The sequence below is a fragment of the Paenibacillus sp. CH40 genome (assembly GCF_024213605.1).
Classification (GTDB): Bacteria; Bacillota; Bacilli; order Paenibacillales; family Paenibacillaceae; genus Paenibacillus; species Paenibacillus polymyxa_B.
Genome location: NZ_JANAVQ010000013.1, coordinates 36980 through 53745, shown reverse-complemented (window position 1 = coordinate 53745; position 16766 = coordinate 36980). Strand labels below are relative to the sequence as shown.

At 44.9% G+C, this 16766-nt stretch carries 20 protein-coding genes and 1 riboswitch; of the genes, 9 read left to right on the top strand and 11 right to left on the bottom strand.

Features of this window, described 5'->3' with window-relative positions:
- The first annotated feature begins 97 nt into the window (after positions 1 to 97).
- Both NLX73_RS23815 and rluF read left to right on the top strand, forming a co-directional pair.
- Positions 98 to 2374, top strand: coding sequence for a PAS domain S-box protein (locus NLX73_RS23815; protein ID WP_254327526.1), 2277 nt, complete (start codon positions 98 to 100; stop codon positions 2372 to 2374).
- 50 nt (positions 2375 to 2424) lie between these two features.
- Positions 2425 to 3126 carry a 23S rRNA pseudouridine(2604) synthase RluF gene (gene rluF / locus NLX73_RS23810; protein ID WP_069290781.1) on the top strand — a complete coding sequence of 234 codons (702 nt, stop codon included), beginning with the start codon at positions 2425 to 2427 and terminating at the stop codon, positions 3124 to 3126.
- A gap of 135 nt (positions 3127 to 3261) precedes the next feature.
- Here rluF and motB read toward each other — a convergent pair whose 3' ends face one another.
- Both motB and motA read right to left on the bottom strand, forming a co-directional pair.
- On the bottom strand, positions 3262 to 4089 hold the full coding sequence (gene motB, locus NLX73_RS23805) for a flagellar motor protein MotB (protein WP_254327525.1): 828 nt from the start codon (positions 4087 to 4089) through the stop codon (positions 3262 to 3264).
- A complete protein-coding gene (motA, locus tag NLX73_RS23800) occupies positions 4082 to 4876 on the bottom strand; it encodes a flagellar motor stator protein MotA (RefSeq protein ID WP_025723780.1) in 795 nt (264 codons plus the stop codon). The genes motB and motA overlap by 8 nt, the downstream gene beginning before the upstream one ends.
- 187 nt (positions 4877 to 5063) lie before the next feature.
- Here motA and NLX73_RS23795 point away from each other — a divergent pair, with 187 nt between their 5' ends.
- Together NLX73_RS23795 and NLX73_RS23790 are read left to right on the top strand one after the other, a co-directional pair.
- Positions 5064 to 5357, top strand: a complete 294-nt coding sequence (locus tag NLX73_RS23795; RefSeq protein ID WP_061831817.1) for a hypothetical protein — start codon at positions 5064 to 5066, stop codon at positions 5355 to 5357.
- 117 nt (positions 5358 to 5474) lie between these two features.
- A complete protein-coding gene (locus NLX73_RS23790) occupies positions 5475 to 5774 on the top strand; it encodes a 4a-hydroxytetrahydrobiopterin dehydratase (protein WP_007428083.1) in 300 nt (99 codons plus the stop codon).
- Positions 5775 to 5852: 78 nt separating this feature from the next.
- Here NLX73_RS23790 and NLX73_RS23785 read toward each other — a convergent pair whose 3' ends face one another.
- The 4 genes from NLX73_RS23785 to NLX73_RS23770 form a co-directional block, all read right to left on the bottom strand.
- The gene (locus NLX73_RS23785) at positions 5853 to 6359 is read right to left on the bottom strand and encodes a GNAT family N-acetyltransferase (RefSeq protein ID WP_254327524.1); all 507 of its coding nucleotides are present in this window, start codon (positions 6357 to 6359) and stop codon (positions 5853 to 5855) included.
- 305 nt (positions 6360 to 6664) lie between these two features.
- Positions 6665 to 7165: a C40 family peptidase gene (locus NLX73_RS23780; protein ID WP_061831815.1), complete on the bottom strand. Its 501-nt coding sequence runs from the start codon at positions 7163 to 7165 to the stop codon at positions 6665 to 6667.
- A gap of 5 nt (positions 7166 to 7170) precedes the next feature.
- Positions 7171 to 7308: riboswitch (cyclic di-AMP (ydaO/yuaA leader) on the bottom strand.
- A 277-nt stretch (positions 7309 to 7585) separates the two neighbouring features.
- Entirely contained in the window at positions 7586 to 8413 is an 828-nt protein-coding gene (locus NLX73_RS23775; protein WP_235306874.1) for a hypothetical protein, read from the bottom strand.
- A gap of 11 nt (positions 8414 to 8424) precedes the next feature.
- Entirely contained in the window at positions 8425 to 10437 is a 2013-nt protein-coding gene (locus NLX73_RS23770) for a M1 family metallopeptidase (protein WP_254327523.1), read from the bottom strand.
- Positions 10438 to 10561: 124 nt separating this feature from the next.
- On the opposite strand from NLX73_RS23770, the gene NLX73_RS23765 reads away from it, so the two are divergent.
- Together NLX73_RS23765 and NLX73_RS23760 are read left to right on the top strand one after the other, a co-directional pair.
- Complete coding sequence (locus NLX73_RS23765; protein ID WP_013368743.1) at positions 10562 to 11068, top strand: YwhD family protein; 507 nt, start codon at positions 10562 to 10564, stop codon at positions 11066 to 11068.
- Between the two features lie 238 nt (positions 11069 to 11306).
- On the top strand, positions 11307 to 11858 hold the full coding sequence (locus tag NLX73_RS23760) for an NAD(P)H-dependent oxidoreductase (RefSeq protein WP_250259947.1): 552 nt from the start codon (positions 11307 to 11309) through the stop codon (positions 11856 to 11858).
- A gap of 9 nt (positions 11859 to 11867) precedes the next feature.
- On the opposite strand, the gene NLX73_RS23755 is transcribed toward NLX73_RS23760, so the two are convergent.
- On the bottom strand, positions 11868 to 12227 hold the full coding sequence (locus NLX73_RS23755) for a winged helix-turn-helix transcriptional regulator (RefSeq protein WP_103050231.1): 360 nt from the start codon (positions 12225 to 12227) through the stop codon (positions 11868 to 11870).
- 295 nt (positions 12228 to 12522) lie between these two features.
- Here NLX73_RS23755 and NLX73_RS23750 point away from each other — a divergent pair, with 295 nt between their 5' ends.
- The gene (locus tag NLX73_RS23750; RefSeq protein WP_254327522.1) at positions 12523 to 13029 is read left to right on the top strand and encodes a PTS sugar transporter subunit IIA; all 507 of its coding nucleotides are present in this window, start codon (positions 12523 to 12525) and stop codon (positions 13027 to 13029) included.
- Between the two features lie 99 nt (positions 13030 to 13128).
- On the opposite strand, the gene NLX73_RS23745 is transcribed toward NLX73_RS23750, so the two are convergent.
- A complete protein-coding gene (locus NLX73_RS23745; RefSeq protein WP_254327521.1) occupies positions 13129 to 13878 on the bottom strand; it encodes an MBL fold metallo-hydrolase in 750 nt (249 codons plus the stop codon).
- A 141-nt stretch (positions 13879 to 14019) separates the two neighbouring features.
- Between NLX73_RS23745 and NLX73_RS23740 the strand changes: the two genes are divergently transcribed.
- Together NLX73_RS23740 and NLX73_RS23735 are read left to right on the top strand one after the other, a co-directional pair.
- Complete coding sequence (locus NLX73_RS23740; protein ID WP_254327520.1) at positions 14020 to 14565, top strand: histidine phosphatase family protein; 546 nt, start codon at positions 14020 to 14022, stop codon at positions 14563 to 14565.
- Positions 14566 to 14622: 57 nt separating this feature from the next.
- A complete protein-coding gene (locus NLX73_RS23735; RefSeq protein WP_069290787.1) occupies positions 14623 to 14976 on the top strand; it encodes a YunG family protein in 354 nt (117 codons plus the stop codon).
- 270 nt (positions 14977 to 15246) lie between these two features.
- On the opposite strand, the gene NLX73_RS23730 is transcribed toward NLX73_RS23735, so the two are convergent.
- From NLX73_RS23730 to NLX73_RS23720, 3 genes are all read right to left on the bottom strand, one after another.
- Entirely contained in the window at positions 15247 to 15312 is a 66-nt protein-coding gene (locus tag NLX73_RS23730; RefSeq protein WP_323873446.1) for a putative holin-like toxin, read from the bottom strand.
- Between the two features lie 62 nt (positions 15313 to 15374).
- Positions 15375 to 16187: a pentapeptide repeat-containing protein gene (locus NLX73_RS23725; RefSeq protein WP_254327519.1), complete on the bottom strand. Its 813-nt coding sequence runs from the start codon at positions 16185 to 16187 to the stop codon at positions 15375 to 15377.
- Between the two features lie 119 nt (positions 16188 to 16306).
- Positions 16307 to 16699 (bottom strand): VOC family protein, encoded by a 393-nt coding sequence (locus tag NLX73_RS23720; protein ID WP_254327518.1) that lies wholly within the window; start codon positions 16697 to 16699, stop codon positions 16307 to 16309.
- Positions 16700 to 16766 lie beyond the last annotated feature (67 nt).

The window sequence follows — 16766 nt, the reverse complement described above, 5'->3', positions numbered from 1 at the left end:
GTAAATGTAAATGCTGGTATCACAGGCGCTATTACGGTATCATTGAGTTAGCAATTGCCAGTAATCGCCAGCATACGGCAAGAGGTGAGAAATCAGTGTGTCGATAAAAATCAGAATAACGATCATTTTGTCGGGGTCCGTCCTATTTATCCTTTTATTAAACATCGCCCTCAATTATTACACGACCCACGAAAATCTAAGAAGTGACAGTGAAACTAAAATGGTTCTGACGGCTAAAATTATCGGAGGAGCTATCGAACAAACCCAACATAGCTGGGAGGCCGTTGACAAGCAGCTCGGATATAATCTGTGGCTTTCTGCCACGTTGGCTGCTAATCAGCTAGGTCCTGACATTCGAAATATTCAGCAGGAACAGCTTCAAAAGGTGGCCTCACTCCACAGAGATACTAATATTTCTTTGATGATTCGAGATGGGCAGGGGTATAAGGTTGTTAAATCCTCGGATCCAAAAGAAGTAACGCCATCTGATCCATTGACAGGGTATTGGAAAAATGCAGTTGACCAATTATATGAGCACGGACAGGCTGCAATGGCGCAAGGTCAGAAACTGGATCATTTTTGGACCGGATCATTTGACTACACCGGTTCAGGCTCCTCACAGATTAACAAATGGGGATTTTATTATGACCAAAAACGTAACTACTTAATTCGAATTTCCTTTCAGGATACTTCAGTGCAAGATTTCATAACCATACTGAGCCCCGATGAGATTGTAAAGCAAACCCAACAAGTGGATTATCGCATCATGGAGATTACAGGAATTAACCCTGCAACCTTTGGTGGCGCTTCGATGGACAAGAACGGGAACGATTCGAAATACTATTACATGTACAATAAACCGATCCAATTTGGCACGTATCAACTAACGAGAGTGCAGGAAGATCGTTTGGCCGTGTCCAGAGCTATCCTCTCCGGGGAGAGTATTGTACAAGACTGCTATATCAAAGGCGAACGGGTTCTCGTCAGTTACATACCTTTTTACCCGGCTAACCGCGAAGCCTATGTTATCCGTATTGTTATGAATTATGATACGATTACTTCTGTTATTTCCAAGCAATTGATAAGCTTAATTGCTATTTCCATTGTCCTTTTGGAGGTTGTAATCATTGGAAGCTATGTGCTGGCAAGTCTGTTTGTCCGCCCAATTCAGTCGATTCTGGGGAAAGTGAACGAGATGGCTGATGGTCATTTTGATACACGGCTAGAAATAAAAGGTGGTCATGAGCTTGCACAGTTGGGTGAACGCATCAATGCGATGGCCTACAACCTAGGGATGTACACGAGAAGACTGGAACAGATGTATGAAGAGAACCGTTCTGTAAAGGAGCATCTGGAATCGGTTATTAATCAGACAGCGGATGCGATTCATGTAACCGACGAGGAGGATCGCGTCGTTCGGGTCAATCATGCCTTCGAAGCTTTGTACGGCTGGACCAAGAAGGAATTGGTTGGTCGTAAGCTGGAGTTTGTACCTCCGCAGCAACAGGAGGAGTATGAATTTCAGAAGAAGAGCCTGCTTCAGGGAGAGAGCATCGTATCAAGTGAGACCCTTAGAATGCGTAAGGATGGAAGTACAGTAGAGATCAGTATGAGCACGTCGCCTATTCTGGATGAAGAAGGCCAAATTTTGGGGTTTATCTGCGTGTCGCGTGATATTACGGGTCGCAACCGAATGGAGGAGTTGTTGCGCAGATCAGAGAAACTGACAACCGTCGGACAATTGGCGGCAGGCGTAGCGCATGAGATTCGTAACCCGCTAACTACGCTACGAGGCTTTCTCCAACTACAGCAGCAAAATCAAGTGTTGAATATGAAACACAACGATATTATGATGTCTGAGCTGGATCGCATTAATTTGATCGTTAGCGAGTTTTTAATACTGGCGAAGCCACAGGCAGTGCATTTTCAGAAAAAGGATGTTCGCTATATTGTGAGCGACGTGATTTCTTTACTAGATAGTCAGGCGCACCTGCTGGGCATTGTATTCAATCTTCAGGTCACGGACGAGCCTGCCCTAGTATACGCTGAAGAAAATCAGTTAAAACAGGTATTCATTAATTTACTTAAAAATAGCATGGAGGCTATGAGTAAAGGTGGTATCATCACGATTCATTTGTTCTTGGAGGGAGAAAGCGTTAAAATCTCTATACGGGATCAGGGAGCGGGTATTCCCGCAGAAATGCTGTCCAAGCTAGGAGAACCTTTTTTCACAAACAAAGAAACAGGGACAGGACTAGGACTTATGGTCAGTCAGCGTATTATACAGAGTCATAAAGGCACACTGGATATTGAAAGCATAGAGGGAGAGGGAACGACAGCCCTGGTGCAGCTTCCGATTGCCAAGCCGGAGTAACGGGCTGGGCGCAGGAGGAAGTGTGTTAGTAGAAATGGAGGGTACACAGGTTGCGCATTAACAAGTTTATCAGCGAAACCGGTTTTTGCTCGCGCCGCGAGGCGGACAAGCTGGTAGAGAGCGGCCGCGTGACGATTAACGGCGAAGTGGCTGTGCTGGGTAGTCAAGCGGAAGAAGGCGATGATGTTCGCGTGAACGGCAAGCCACTGCGCGAGAAGTCCGATCACGTCTATATTGCATTGAACAAGCCGGTGGGCATTACAAGTACAACCGAGAGCCACATTAGAGGCAATGTTGTTGATTTTGTGGGGCACCCACAGCGGATATTCCCGATTGGACGCCTGGATAAGGATTCGGAAGGTCTCATCTTACTTACCAATGATGGGGACATTGTAAATAAGATTTTACGGGCAGAAGGCAAGCATGAGAAAGAATATATCGTAACGGTGGATCGCCCTGTCATACCGTCTTTTGTGCAGGGCATGTCCAGCGGGGTGAAAATACTCGGCCAGCGGACGCTACCTTGTGAGGTGACGCGTGTATCTGAGTATGTATTCCGTATTATCCTGACTGAAGGCAAAAATCGTCAGATCCGGCGTATGTGTGCTGCCTTCGGTTATGAAGTAAAAAAACTGCAACGGCTGCGAATCATGAATATTCGGTTGGGGTCCCTTCAGAAAGGTGCCTGGCGTGACCTGACAGAGGCTGAGAAGCAGGAGCTTGGCCAGATGCTCGATTATACGCTTAGCTAATGCCAGAGGGGCTTTGTATAGCCTACAGCGTATGATCCTCGTATATGAAAGTCCAGATTATAGGAAGCACTAAACAAAGAGGCACCAGCTGCATAAAAATGCGGCGGTGCCTTTGTTCATATAACATATGCATAATCAACCTTCATTCGAGCTTGAGGTAGGACTGATGACTTGTGTCCCGTTCTGATATTTGCGGAGAACAGATATTTCAACACGACGGTTTTTGGAGCGTCCTTGACCATCTTGATTGCTTGCCAATGGACGATACTCGCCATAACCGATGGATACAAACTTGGTTGGATCGAGATCTGGATTGAGCAACAAGATACGCAAGAAATTCAGAGAGCGCTTGGCGCTCAAATCAAAGTTGGACGGGAACTGGCTGTTGGAGATCGGTACATTATCCGTATGACCCGATACGATAACATCATAGCCAGGGAACTGCTGGAGCATACTAGAAATAGACTTGGCCAGCTTTCTTGCTTCCGGCTTTACTTCGGCCTGCCCGGATGAAAACAGGGCATTATCACTAATGGTGATCATTAGTTGCGATTGGTTTAGCTTGGTATTCAGCAAGGGGGTCAGGCCGTTATTTTGAATATATTGATCCATCTGTTTTTTAAGCTTTTTTAAATCTTCTTCTTCCCGCTGGGCAAGCTGTTTTTGCAGTTCAGAGGTAGAAGTAGCTTTCGATTTTAAGGGTTGTGATACTTGTTCTTTATTTTTGCCCATATCCATGGATTGTGACGACGGATTCGCAGCTGAGTGATCCAGTACACCAGTGCCGCCACTAAAAGCTGCACTCAGGGATTGAGCCATAGTTTCAAATTTTTTGGCGTCGAGCGAGCTCATACCGAATAAGACAATGAAAAGAGCCAACAGAAGGGTCATTAAGTCGGAATATGGCAACAGCCAGCTTTCGTCAGCATGCTCTTCATGCGGTTCATGTCTCTTTTTACTCACTGGAATCGCCATCCTTCTGGGTCATCGTAGCCCGTTCGGTCGGAGTCAGGAAGATCGTCAGTTTCTGACTGATGGCAATTGTCGATATCCCCGATTGAATGGAAAGCAGACCTTCGACCATCATTAATTTAAGCTCCACTTCTTTTTTGGATAACCGTTTCAGCTTGTTGGACATCGGATGCCACAGGACATAACCTGTAAAAATACCGAGCAACGTCGCAATGAAGGCTGCTGCAATGGCATGAGAGAGCTTTTCCATGTCACTAAGGTCAGCCAGAGCGGCGATCAGACCTACAACCGCACCGAGTACCCCGAGCGTTGGAGCGTACATACCGGCTTGGGAGAAGATCAGTGCGCCAGAGCGATGTCGATCCTCGGTAGCATTGATATCCTCCATCAGAACGTCCCGTACGAATTCCTGATCATTGCCGTCAATAATCATTCGCATGCCGCCACGCATAAAGGGATCGTCGATTTCCTCTACCTTAGACTCCAAGGCGAGCAGACCTTCACGACGGGTAATGGATGCCCACTCGGTAAACGTACCGATGAGCTCTTTGCGGTCTAACAGTTTTTGTTCGGTGAAAATAACCTTGAACAGCTTCGGAATCCGTTTGATTTCTGCCATCGGGAAGGCCATAAATATACTCGCTGCCGTTCCGACGAAAATAATCATGTAAGCAGCGGGATTATTGACCAAATTGACGACCGGAGCGCCTTTTAAGATCATCCCGACGACCAGTGACACAATCCCGAGCACAAGTCCGATAATGGTTGAAATTTGCATGATACACCTCATCCATGAGAATAGATTTTGAATCCTTTCATGCCGCCGGGGTCGTCCTTGCCCCAAGCGCGTCATTACAAGACGGATTATAGTATTTATCGACAAAACTCTCTTTTTTGTTAAGTGCGAATTTCCGGTATAATAAGGTGATTATGTATTGAATAGCGAAACCATTGGAGGAAATGGCATGGGAGTAAAGCATGGGCGTGAGTATGAACAAATTTTGAACGATTTGACAGAGGCTGTGGGGCGCATCCCAGATAGCTATGAATTTTTTGAGATGGAAGCAGAAGATTGGGACAGGCTGGACCCGGCGGGACGTCAGGAAGTCAATGAAGCTTTGGCAGAAGACTTATTTTATGCACTGGGTACAGAGCCCACAATCACTGTAGGGAGTAGCGTTGTGATCTATGAGCCGGAGCAGCATCGCATCTATGTACTTATTGGGGACGAGGAGCTGACGTCAGTCCCTTTGATTTGAGGTCCGTCTTATGGATTTATCAACGGGGCCGTGGTAATATGTACACCAATATATCGTAGTTTTGGCCGTATTTAAGCGGTCGAAAGGCTTCCGTATAAACGGGGAGGAGTTCGTAACATGCCTTTTACACAAGAAGAGATTGAAGCACATCTGGAGAAACTGGAGGGCTGGGAACTGGAAGAAGGACGTTGGATCGTTCGAAAATATAATTTTTCCAGTTTTATGAAAGGGATTGCATTCGTGGATGAAGTTGCCGCTATATCTGAAGCATTCAATCATCATCCATTTATTACGATTGATTATAAGACCGTGACTCTGCGTTTGACCTCTTGGGACGACGGCGGTATTATGGCCGTGGATATTAAGGAAGCCCAACAATATAATGAAGCTTTTGAAAAAATGCGCAGCAGTCATTGAGCTTGTAATGATCTGTCGTATGATGATAAAAGCGCCTTCGCTATACAACATCGTGGTTGTATGCCGAAGGCGCTTTTATCATAGAATCTGGGTTGGGTGCTCGGGACGATATACCATACAATAAAATGGTTTTTTGCCATCAGGAGTCTGGCGTTCATAGGTATCTGTAAGCTCAAATCCAGCCGCCTTGTAGGCCCGGATAGCGCGCCCATTCCAAGTGAGCACCTCTAAATCAATTTCATTCTTCGGGTTGCGTCGTTGAGCTTCCTCTGCAATGGCACGGACAAAATCAGAGCCTTTGCCATGTCCGCACCTGTCAGGATGCATTCCAAGACCTAGCCGGGTCACACCGATCATAGGAAAATATTGAGCAAATCCTGTTAGCTTGTTCTCTTCATCCAGTACGGCAACATATTGCTCTTGGCGAAGCGTGGGACTTCCAAATTCGACTTCAAGCGCCTTCATTTGTTCCCAGGGGAGCCAACCGTATATGTTATAAGGTGGATCATAGTGCCACTCACAGATTGCAGCCGCTTGATGCTCGTCCATCGGTACGATCCGATAGTTGGATATTAAGGCCGGCATGTGTTCCATCCTCCTTTTACACAGGTACTTCAATCATTAACAACAGATTGTAGACAAGTTGCAGAGGAATGGCAAGCGTGTTTATTTCATACCTAAGTCGGGTATACATTCAATAAGAAGGAATTACTGCTCATATGCTCCCCCAGCGGTGACGGTAAAACCGACGATGTTCGCTACAATTGAAACCTTTTGAGGTCTCAGTTCGTCAGTAAAGATAATAATTGCTGATGTTGTGGACATAAAAAACCGCAATTCGATTCCGGCCAGAATCAAATTGCGGCTAGGGTTAGCTTGCTGTGCGTTAGTTATTCTACGTTATCGTCATCAGGAATGTCTGAAGCTACAGAATGGTAAGCGTCTGTGCTCATAATTCTTTTTGCACCGACATAGCGGTTAGCGTAATAATTTTCGTTCAGTGAGCTAACTACTACACCACGTGAAGTCGAGGAGTGGGCAAATTTCCCTTCACCTACGAAGATACCTACATGGGAAATGCCTCTTCCTGTGGTGTTGAAGAACACCAGGTCCCCAGGTCTCATTTCATCGCGGGATACAGAAGATCCCATTTTGAATTGTGATCCAGATTGATGCGGAAGTTTAATTCCCAGTTTGTTGTATACGTACATTGTGAAGCCGGAGCAATCGAATCCCTCGAGTGTAGTGCCTCCGCTTCTGTAGTTCGTTCCTTTGGCATCTTGGATGACCTGGTCCATCTTAGAGTCTGCATATGCACTGCCGCCACCGAATGTAAAAGATGTAAAGGCAATGGCAAGACCCATAGCTGCGATCGTTAGCTTCTTCTTCAAAAAAAATATACCCCTTCCAATGCCTGCGAGGTTAGCTTAAGGATTCGGTAGAAGGTTCCCCTATGACCACTCTGTTGCGAGATCAATTCACCCAAACTGGTTCCCCCGCTTCCTAGGTGCCAGGAATTAGGCTTAACTTAAGATGTGCACCTTGGAGAGCAGTATTCACAGAAACGTTATTTTTGAGATAAAGGTTACAATAAAGATTACAAAGTTGTTACTATCAGTTCACTGCGATTATTGTAACAAAGACGGCTGGCTTTGGCAAATGTTTCATTGCAAAAAGTTACAAAAAAAATCTGCTCCTAATGTCCCAGGAACAGATCTTGTTAACAGTATTCAGTTATGTGTCGTTTGCGCGGGTATGAATCAAGGTTTTTCGACAGACGGAAATGAAGTAAAAAAACATAAAGGCAGGGCTTAGCTTCTACTAGAGATATCGGTATGCCATAGTCTGTACTGCGAACTGATATGCCACAGCCTGACCAGACTAGTAACAAAATGATACGATTGCTGGAGAATGAGCGCCAGCATGCCAGTCCAAATCATCGCCACGGTGCCAAATAGACCGAAGACCAGCAGCACACAAGCACCGAGCAAAAGGGATATACCGACAGCTGGGAGGAGCTGGCGAAAGAAGGCGAGCAGGGACGATAGTATGGCGTGACCACCGACAGTACCCAGTTGCATATACAGGATGCACTGCCGAATGAACCATCCGTATGCCATCCATCCAATGACATAGGGCAATAAATGCAGCAGATAAGAGGAAGATTGAAGTGCTCCTGCTACAATAGGGTAGAGTCTCGGTACTACCCAAAAGGCGGGAAGCAGCAGCAGTCCCAACTCGATGGTGTAATACAACAGCGACGACATGCCATGGCGTTTCATACCCTTGAAAAAGGACAGGCTTTGCGGTTCAGTCGCATCGGTATGCAGACTTTGATATATTCCGGCTCTAATGAAGGGAGTGATCAGTATACGTAGTACAGTCGCCCCTAGTAGTATCCACAAATACACATGTACTTCCCGGCTGTCCATCAGAGCAATCTGACTCTCCATCCAAAATAAGGTCTGTCCCAGCTCGTTTTGACCCTGATCAGGATAACGGAGCAATAGCGGGATAACGGCAGACTGCACCAGCCGATAGAGAAACACCCCCCACAGTAGTCGATACAGAAATAAAATGATAACGATATAGAATCGTATGCGCACCAGCGCCCAGCCCTCTTTTATAACAGTCCGCATCTATAGACACCTCACCATGACAGACTTCCAAGCAGTGTCTCCAACAGCTTGGTTACACTTACACTCCAACGGGTTTGTTGCTTTTCGTCCAATTCGGCTTTTAGGCTATTGTTAATATGCTTGTTCTCCAGTGCAATGGTATATAGGGGATCAAGGGTTACATAGGAAACGGGAGAAGTACTTTTGATCCGAAAAGTTGTGCTTTTGCCCGCGCCGTCCCAAGCCTTGAATATCGTGGTACCATCCTTGAAGGTAAATTGGACAGGGATCTTGGGATAATCCGCCCCTTTTTTGCTGACCGTCACGACTGCTTCATATCCATTCTCCAGCTTGTGGTTTGTGATGTGATCCACTGAAAAGTCCGCCATCTGGCCGTCATATACATACTGTTCAAAATAGTGGCTCCATGAGCGTCCGGTGACTCTCTCCACGATACGTTGAAAATCCAGTGAGGACGGATGCTTAAATCGGTACGTCTGGACGTAGGTCCGCATAATGCGATCCATTTTTTTCATACCCACCTGACGTTCAATGCCCCGTAGTACCAGCTTGCCTCGAGAGTAGGCATTTTGCGCGTACTCAGCAGCTGAGCCGTACTTCCATGACTCACGGTTTAGCGGCTGTGGGGAGGCTACCTGTCCCGATTGTAATGGCAAGTTAGGGGTAAGCCCATATTCTTGCTCCATAAGCCGCTCCTCTGCATAGGAGGTGAAGCCTTCATCCAGCCACGGCTCCTCAAATTCATTATTGGCTACCATTCCGTAGAAATATTGATGTCCAATCTCATGAACTAATGTCCGTTCCAGACTATAGCCAGGATTCAGATTACCCGCAGCAGCGGCCGTGATGAGTGTCGGATACTCCATACCGCCGGCTCCATTGCCTGATTTGGGTGGAACCACGATGGATAGGGTGGAATATGGATAAGGCCCGTACCATTTGCTGTAGTACGAAAGGGCGGCCTTTGCTGCGCTCATATAGCGCCCTTTGAGCTCCTTGTGCGACGGGTCAAGGTAGAGCTTGATTTTGACACCAGGGACTTCAGCAGAAGAAAAGGGTTCTTCTACGGTTACAAAGTTGGGTGAAGCGGACCAGGCAAAATCGTGTACATCATCGGCATAAAATTGATATATTTTTTGGCCGTTCTGTCGGACGGCACCACGGGTGGGAAATCCGGTCGCTGCTACGATATGAGTTTCAGGCACCCGAATCCGTACGCTGTAAATTCCAAAATCGGCATAAAACTCGGAGTTACCATGATACTGGTGGAGGTTCCAGCCCTCCTCGGCGCGTCCACGCTGTCCTGCAGTCTCGTAGACGCTGAGCTTCGGGAACCACTGTCCTGCCATTACAAAATCATCTGTCGCGCCCATACGAGCGAAGATGGCGGGCAGTTTTACCTCAAACTTCATATATAATGTGATTTCTTCGCCACCTCGTACCGGCTTGGGTAGACGCACCTTCACGAGCGAACGGTCGCCTGCGTTACCGTCATCTGGCTGCACATATTGGATGCGGTGCATGAGAGATAAGCCGTCTTCTGTTTTTAGTTCAGTCAGCGTCATGGAGCCAAAGCCGTCTTTGGGCATGGTGTCTCCGCGCAGCTTTCCACCGGATTCCTTCATAAAGGTAGTTTCCATGGAAGAAAAGGCATTCGGGTATAGATGAAGATACAGATCATTCACGGTTTTCTTGCCCGGATGCTTCCAGGTCAGTGTCTCAGTGCCTCGCAAAACCTGTCCTTTTTCCAGAGACACATCAATGTGGTACTCTACCACCCTCTTGCTGAGGATTTCTGTAGCGGGCTGTGGAGGGTTCTTGGGCAGGTCAGGCAGGATGTTTGCCCCTAGAGGCTTGCCCATATTTGGGGCAAGCGCAGACTCAGACAGGGACCCGTATAGTGGTTGGCCTATGGACTGCGGGTCGGATTGCGGTTGGGGCTGCCAGGCAAACCATAACGTCCCTGCGAGGAGACCGAGGGCTAGTGTAGACAATAAAACGATTTTAGTGCGTGCTGGGGTCATACAATGGATACCTCCCGTTGACAAGCATCTACAGCATGTATATGTTTGCTTTCAGGAGATTATTAGTTAAAATATTTATAGTGTAGAATGAGTGTGAAGACGGAAAATGGAGGTCTAGTGACGCATGAGTGAAAATCAGCCGGACGGCAAAAAACAGATTGCACTGAACATTGTCAGTGGCAAGAGTAAACATAAGGGTTTCGGCGCAGGCTCAATCGACCTGAACAGCATGTCTCCGGTTATCATTGACCGAGGAGAGGCGAAAATTGATATCGGTGCCATGCATGCCAAAAGTAAAGTAGAACGTGGTATCAAGTTCTCTACGAATAAAGAGGATGTACCGAACGGACGCCAAGTATGGCTCGTATGGGTAGCCGTGGATCGTACGCCCGAAGGGCGTATGTACGGCGGTGCCACCGCCTGCGAGATGCTGATTGACGACGAAGCCAAACGCGGCTGGAAAATCCTCGCCGATCACGTCAACCGTATGGATTACGCGCTCAAGCGTCGTTTCATGCTGGATGATCTCGGCAGTGAAGATAAAGCAGCGCTCAAAAGCCTGCTAATTTCGCATAACGAGGAATGGTGGGACGCTTCGCCTGAGGAATTGAAGCAGGCGCTGGAAGGGTAGGCCCAGCGTTAACGCAGTAATAATAGTGTAAAAAAGCAGCCACATCTGTGGGCTGCTTTTTTTTATTGCGAAATAGCTTTCAGCATGAACGTATGATCGTGGTGATGGTATAGAAAGAATATTTTTCTGATTTGACACTAACCTTTTAGTAAGTAGTTGTACTAAAAGTGCATACTTACATATTTGTAGTGCGCGCTTTATACTCAGAAAATAAATAATACTCAAGGAGGATAAGTCTTTGAAAACTCTTGTTATCGTAACACACCCAAGCATAGAAACATCTGTGATAAATAAGCAATGGGTAGGAGAACTCAAAAAATATCCAGAAAAGTATACTATACATGAATTGCATACGATTTACCCTGACGGGAACATTGATGTGGAAAAAGAGCAGCACTTAATTGAATCGCATAGTAAGCTTATTTTACAGTTCCCTGTTTATTGGTTTAGTAGTCCGCCTCTCCTTAAAAAATGGCTTGACGATGTTTTTGCTTATGGCTGGGCTTATGGTTCAAATGGAGGAGACAAATTAAAGAATCGCAAAGTTGCTTTAGCTGTATCTGCCGGAATTAAAAAAGAAGATTATAGTGAAAAGGGAAGATATCGCTATACACTTGAGCATCTACTATCCCCTTTTGAAACAACCTTCCTATATTGCAGTGCAGATTATCGTTCGTTCTTTGCGTTTTATGGTACAGAAAATGAGCCTGGCGCAGATGCCCCAGGTTTGTCCGAAAGCGAATTGGAAAAAAGCGCACGAGATTATTTGAGTTTTATTGACAGCCTGTAATAGGAATGCCTATTGCTGTCCGTCCTCCAGAGCTGGCAAACCATTTTCCTCTCCCCACTCGCACATCATATTTAACAATGGAATGAGAGAAAGGCCACGCTTAGATAATGAATATTCAACTTTTGGAGGTATCTGGGGAAATTCCTTGCGTATGATAAGGCCATCTGCCTCTAGCTCTTTTAACATAATGCTTAGTGTTTTGAAGGAAATGGTGCCGATACTTCGTTTCAGCTCGTTATGCCGCATAACCTTATTTTCAGAAAGCCAATATATAATGATCATTTTATATTTACCGCTTATTAAGGACAACGTATATCCAAAGCCAGTGTCTTTTAGGACCACGCCAGACGGAACACAGGTTTCACCCATAAGTTACACTCTCCTTTAGGTAAGTATATAATATAAATGTGCATACTTTACAACTGATCATTATGCAATCTTAGTGAAAGGATGTAAAGTATGCTCGTTATAAAATGTTTTAAATAGAGTGATTTTAGAAACGGAGAGGAGCGCCTTGACATCCTGAACAGGCATTCACTATAATTCAGATAGAAATCGCTTCCACTTTTCTTTTTATTTATTTTGTGGAACCGGTTCCTTGAAATGTGTAGCTAAGTCCCATTCACTGTTTATGAATGTAATCTCTAAATAAGGTGGCATCGTTATGTTTAAATGGTTGAAAAAGAAGGCGGCTCCTCGTATTGAACAATTCGACATGGTAGCACCAATCAAAGGAAAAGTGGTTTCCCTTGAAGAGGTTCCAGATCCTGCGTTCTCCACGAAGGCTATGGGGGAAGGTATCGCTATTCATCCGACTGAAGGTAAAGTGACTGCTCCTTTCGCGGGTAAAGTGGTTCACGTGATGGAGAAAAGTAAGCATGCTCTGATCATTGAGCATGAATCCGGTGTACAAATTTTGATACATGTCGGGATTAATACAGTTTCCCTCAAAGGACAAGGGTTTAACCCTCACGTTCAAACAGGAGATAACATTAAAGCAGGGCAATTACTGATGGAGTTTGATCTAGACGCGATTCAACAGGGTGGCTTGCCTGTAATTACTCCGGTAATCGTTCCAGACGGGCAAGAGATGATCAGTCATGTGGAAATCTTGGAAGGTACATCTGCCTCTCCAGAAGTCCCCGTATTAAGAGTTCACTTAAAAGCTTAGTTCTCATTCAGAAAAGACTAACCAGGAATTCCTGGTTAGTCTTTTCTTTAGATGATTCACTGACTGGTCAAGGATCGGGTATGACCATGTGATCAAAAGCTAGGATTCACATATTTCAGATATCCGCTGATTACAATTGCCTTCGTACAGCCCTCCATGAAAGCAGATCACTTTTTTAATATCATAGGGCAGCAGGTTTTTAAGAGATTCTTTGGCCATATTGAAATCACAGCAGTATTGCGGGTCTGGAGCCAATAATTTGCCGCTTACCACGCGTAGAGCATCTCCTGCAATCAGGGTTTGACTGGATTTATGATAGAAACTTAGGTGTCCTGGTGTATGTCCAGCAGTATCTATAACTACGATCCCCCCACAGAAGGGTAATTCCTCTCCGGCAACGATGGTGGAGTTTACAATAGCCTTTGGGGGATTTTCAAGTGTACGCCGGAATGCGTGTCTCCACTCTACCGGAACGGATTCGGGCATGGCGCTTACAGCTTGATCTATTGCTTCTGGAGTCAGCTTTATAAGCTGTTGTTCTCCCTGTATATAAGGCTTTTCGATAGAACTGGCTAATACTTGAACTGGGGATGAAGAAGCCCGGATTATATCTGCTAAACTGCCGATATGATCAAGATCCTGGTGTGTTATTAATATGAAGGTAAGTTTATGGATTGTTAATCCGGTGCCTAGAATAGCCTCATGCAAAAGTGAGAATTGCCCGGGGTAAGCCGTATCAACTAAAATCATGTTATCTTCGTCCCACATTAAAGTGGGGTGAATACTCTCTATACTTCCCATAATGTTAGCAGAAACCTGGAGCATGTGTATTCCCTTGTCTAATTGCATCGTATCCCTCCCATAAGAGTTGATGTAATACAAAGGAATCGTATCATGAAATATAAATATGTAAACCTATATTATATCATAAAAATAATTATTTGTAAATATGTAGAATTTTAAATTTGTGTGACAGTTAGGAGTGATGACGTGAAGAAAATTTATTTTGTCAGACATGCCCAAGCAACAGGACAGGAACCAGATGCCCGACTTACCGATGAGGGTACCCGACAAGCTGAGCAGTTAGTTGAGTTTATGGAGAATGTAGGTGTGGAATATATTGTGTCCAGCCCGTGGAAACGGGCCTTGCGAACCATTCAGCCCTTGGCTGAACGGAAACAGTTGCAGGTGTATACTGATGTACGTCTTCAAGAACGGGTACTTAGCCATGAGCATTTGGAGCATTGGCTGGACGTGCTGGAACAGACCTATTTGGACGAGGACTTGAAGCTGGAGGGAGGGGAATCATCCCGTGAAGCAGTAGATCGAGGAATCCAGCTTGTTCAGGAGCTTATAGAGCGGGCGGAAAAAACGGTTATCATTGTAACTCATGGAGCTTTACTATCTCTTCTCATTCGACATTACGATCCGCAGTTTGGGTTTGAGGACTGGAAAAAGCTTTCGAATCCCGACGTGTATTTGCTAGAACTGAAAGAAGCAGAAGCCAAGATTCACAGAGTGTGGAATACGGGTTGAAATAAATAAAGCACGTTCACCATAAGTGCAGAATGGAATCGAAAGGGGAGGCGCATGTTGAATGCAAACCGTTTTTTAGAATTAGAAAAGGCGTTGTTTCAAGCTTGGTCTTTGGAGTCTAGTTCTAAATGGACAGCAAATAATCCTGCGGCTGGACAATGTGGTGTCACAGCGCTTGTCGTTCAGGACAGGCTTGGCGGCGATATTTTGAGAACATGGCTGGATAGTGGCTGGCACTATTACAACCGCATTGGTGAGGACATTATAGATTTTACGAGGTCGCAATTTTCAAGCCTTCCTCAGTATCAGGATGTATACTCCAACCGGGAGGAGGCTTTTTCGGACACCAATGCAGGGCAGTATGCAGCCTTAAGTCAGAGATTAAAGGAATTTCTAAACGAAGAAGAATAAGGGGATTTAAATCTGGATGCAGTCATAAAGACGTGATTTTTGAACCTGATCCAATGGAAGGTACTTTTTGTTGCCCAATATACATTAAAGAGCTGAGTAATCAGTAAAATTCTTGAAGATAAAAGCTGTATTTACGTTATAAAATGGGCTATACTGAGGTAAGAATAGTAAAGGAGTCGTGCGCTAACACGACTCCAGTATACAACCACTGCTTAGTGAGCAGTCGGCAGTAGGGTCCAACAATAGACCGTTACCTTGGATCGGGGCGGTCTATTTCTTTTTCATGTAGGTAAGCAATGCCAGAATGAACATGCCGAACATGATCATCAAGGAAATTGCGTCTTGAGATATTAATTACTTAATTACGTATTTTTTTGGAGAGTACTATAAAATAAACTCTAATGCAGCCAATGACCGGGAATGCTTAGAGAAGGGGGCAGTTTGGTTTTACAATTGCCCTTAGCCGAATTTAATTGCGCCTGTGTAAGAAAGATACTTCCTTCCAGATTAGCCCCACTTAAATCAGCATCTCTAAAATCCGTACCGATCAAGTCTGTCATTCTCAGATCAGCCTCTCGCAGATCAGCAGCAATAAGTAAAACTCCTCTCAGGTTGGTACCTCTAAGATTAGCCCCTCTCAAATTTGCCCCGATAAGGTCTCTACTCCTGATTTTTTTACTATATTTATTGTGCTCTATGTTTTTCTTAACTTTTTCTCGTACTAACTCACTTGTTTGTAAAAGTAAATCATTGACTAACGTCCTATGGGTTGGTACATGAAGATCTATGAGGGATTTTGGATCTTGATTCGTAAGCTGCTCGGTTTTCGCCATAGCTTTTTGTAAGTCTGTATAGATGGGATGAGTTTCTTTTAAGTTAAGGGCTTCATTTAGGTAATAAAGCATCTCATGAAGCTGTTGCATGATGGGAAATATATTGAACATTTCCTCAGCTATTGCCGGATCGTCCCGCCAGCTTTTTCCGTTGTATGTAACTTGGGAAATTTTTTGACCTGCTCCAAAGCAATCATATACCGTACAGCCTCGCAAGCCGTTATTTCTTAGGTTCTTATGAATATCACAACGATAATCCGCATTGAGGTTTTGACAAGGAGTTCCTCCATCCTTATTAAAAGCAAAATCAGCTGATTTTGCATAAGGCAATGCTACACAGCATAAACCAAAACATTGTTCACAATTTGCACTATACAATAAACACACATCCTTTTACTGGCACCTATTAAATGTAATATTACCAAAAAAGGATGGAGCATGGTCTATTTTTTTTTCTATAGACTTCTAGAGTCTGCTGGATCGTTTAGAGAAGAAATTTAGTCTTTTGCCAAATTCAATTGCCATGAAACACCGTATTTGTCTTCAACCCAGCCAAATTGTTGGCTTACGGGCGAGGCTTTAAGGGGCATTAGAACTCGGCCTTCCTGAGATAGCTGACCAAACACACGATGAATTTCTTCTTCCGATTCACAAGTGACGAATAGCGATAGAGCTGGGGTAAAAGGGTGTTTGTCCTGATGGTTATAGTCTATAGCCATAAAAGTTTGCCCTTTGAGGTTGAATACGGCATGTAACACGGTCCCATCTTCCTGATGAAAAATGCTCATGATACCAGACGGCTTAAATAAAGAAGTATAATATTGCATGGCTTCTTCTGCTTGACCAGAGAACATGAAAAATGTTGTAATTTTTGGACTGGAATCATGCATGAGATCAACTCCCTAGATTGTATCGTAGATGATAACATCTTTCCTCCTTTTTAATAGAAATATTCAG

Bases quoted from the DNA above. Each gene is read 5' to 3' on its own strand.
- motA (WP_025723780.1), bottom strand. From the start codon at position 4,876: ATGCAAATTTCAACCATTATCGGACTTGTGCTCGGGATTGTGTCACTG.
- NLX73_RS23795 (WP_061831817.1), top strand. From the start codon at position 5,064: ATGGGAGTAAAGCATGGGCGTGAGTATGAACAAATTTTGAACGATTTG.
- NLX73_RS23790 (WP_007428083.1), top strand. From the start codon at position 5,475: ATGCCTTTTACACAAGAAGAGATTGAAGCACATCTGGAGAAACTGGAG.
- NLX73_RS23785 (WP_254327524.1), bottom strand. From the start codon at position 6,359: ATGCCGGCCTTAATATCCAACTATCGGATCGTACCGATGGACGAGCAT.
- NLX73_RS23775 (WP_235306874.1), bottom strand. From the start codon at position 8,413: ATGCGGACTGTTATAAAAGAGGGCTGGGCGCTGGTGCGCATACGATTC.
- NLX73_RS23770 (WP_254327523.1), bottom strand. From the start codon at position 10,437: ATGACCCCAGCACGCACTAAAATCGTTTTATTGTCTACACTAGCCCTC.
- NLX73_RS23765 (WP_013368743.1), top strand. From the start codon at position 10,562: ATGAGTGAAAATCAGCCGGACGGCAAAAAACAGATTGCACTGAACATT.
- NLX73_RS23755 (WP_103050231.1), bottom strand. From the start codon at position 12,227: ATGGGTGAAACCTGTGTTCCGTCTGGCGTGGTCCTAAAAGACACTGGC.
- NLX73_RS23750 (WP_254327522.1), top strand. From the start codon at position 12,523: ATGTTTAAATGGTTGAAAAAGAAGGCGGCTCCTCGTATTGAACAATTC.
- NLX73_RS23745 (WP_254327521.1), bottom strand. From the start codon at position 13,878: ATGCAATTAGACAAGGGAATACACATGCTCCAGGTTTCTGCTAACATT.
- NLX73_RS23720 (WP_254327518.1), bottom strand. From the start codon at position 16,699: ATGCATGATTCCAGTCCAAAAATTACAACATTTTTCATGTTCTCTGGT.